This is a genomic window from Algoriphagus sp. 4150 (assembly GCF_031457395.1).
Lineage (GTDB): Bacteria > Bacteroidota > Bacteroidia > Cytophagales > Cyclobacteriaceae > Algoriphagus.
The window spans coordinates 1-1555 of sequence record NZ_JAVDWS010000067.1; the positions used below are offsets into that span (position 1 = coordinate 1).

General features: G+C 45.0%; 2 protein-coding genes. Both read left to right on the forward strand.

Annotated features, from left to right (window positions below):
* Positions 1-112 precede the first annotated feature (112 nt).
* On the forward strand, positions 113-1072 hold the full coding sequence (locus J2X69_RS24710) for an IS110 family transposase (RefSeq protein ID WP_310109536.1): 960 nt from the start codon (positions 113-115) through the stop codon (positions 1070-1072).
* 5 nt (positions 1073-1077) lie between these two features.
* On the forward strand, positions 1078-1356 hold the full coding sequence (locus tag J2X69_RS24715) for a hypothetical protein (protein WP_310109538.1): 279 nt from the start codon (positions 1078-1080) through the stop codon (positions 1354-1356).
* Positions 1357-1555: the final 199 nt, after the last annotated feature.

A 1555-nucleotide genomic window follows, 5' to 3' on the forward strand; every position in this document is an offset into this window, starting at 1 on the left:
CAAAATATAAACAGATGAAATACCCATGACGGGCGGACGACACACAGGGGAATGATTATATCCCAGCATCAATCCTTCTCGTAAAAATCAATCGGAAAAAAATTAAACAGTCATGAACACTCAAACTGTAAACTTTGATCAGCTCATAGAAAGAGGTTGTGGGATAGATGTCCACAAAAATCTGATCGTAGCCACCATCAAGGGCGCAGGACTGAAGGAAGACACCCGTTCTTACGATGGGTTTACCGAGTCGCTTGAACAACTTCGGGATTGGTTGAAAGAAAATGGTGTTACCCATGTGGCCATGGAGAGTACGGGGGTCTATTGGAAACCTGTCTACAATGTTTTAGAAGCAGACTTTGAAGTCATTCTGGTCAATGCCCGGCATATTAAGAACGTACCCGGCCACAAAACCGACAAGAAGGACAGCAAGTGGATTGCCAAGCTGTTGCTTTGCGGATTGTTGAAAGGAAGCTTCATCCCGCCCAAGCCCATCCGGGAGATGCGTGACTTAACCCGCTACAAGCGGAAAGTAACCGGCCAAGTTGCCTCGGAGAAGAACAGGATTCAAAAGATACTCGAAGATGCCAACATCAAGCTTTCGAGTGTGGTCAGCGACATGAGCGGGGCCGTGGCTACCAAGATCATCAAGGCACTGATTGATGGGGAGGAAAATGTGGATGAATTGGTCAAATTTCATCACGGAAAAATGCATTGCACCAAAGAAGAGCTGGCTGCTTCACTGCGGGGCAAACTAACGGGCCACCATCGGTTTATGCTTCAGACGGTAAAGGAATCGATAGATGAAAAAGAACGGCTGATCGCCAAATTGGATGAGCAGATTGAAAAGATGCTCAAAGCCAATGAGCTGGAACTGGACGCCAAGCTTTTGGAAACGATTCCCGGAGTGGGCAAAGACGGAGCTGCTTTCATATTGGCTGAGATTGGCAATGACATGAGCCGCTTTCCAAATGAACAGCACTTAGCCTCCTGGGCAGGTGTGAGCCCGGGCAGCAATGAATCGGGCGGTAAAAAAAAAGTAGCAGGACCACCCACGGGGATAAATATTTAAAATCTATGCTCACGCAATTTGCATGGGCAGCAACACGGACCAAGAAAACTTATCTGAGAAGCAAGTATGAAAGTCTGGTAGGAAGAAGAGGTAAAAAAAGAGCGCTGGTAGCAATAGGACATAAGATCCTGGTAGCGGCCTACTTCATCCTCAAGGACAAAACAGCATACAAAGAACTCGGGGCAGCATACTTGGACAACCGAAAAAAGGACAGACAGATCCAACGATACCTGGATAAACTCAAGGAGCTTGGAGTTGAAATAAACAAGGAAATGGTAGCATAAAAAACAAAGGTCGGTCATTACTGGAGGTTGAAACATCATTGCTTCAACAATGAAACCCCGTAGATGAAATTGACATCAAGCGCTAAGCACACAGGAGTATTGCCGCGAGCATGTAGATGAAAATTTAACTTCTTAGCGTTTTTTTACCATTACCTAAAAATATAAAAATGAATTAACAGACAATTATAAACAGATGAAA

Coding starts and splice junctions, on each gene's coding strand:
- J2X69_RS24715 (WP_310109538.1), top strand. CDS start 1,078: ATGCTCACGCAATTTGCATGGGCAGCAACACGGACCAAGAAAACTTAT.
- J2X69_RS24710 (WP_310109536.1), top strand. CDS start 113: ATGAACACTCAAACTGTAAACTTTGATCAGCTCATAGAAAGAGGTTGT.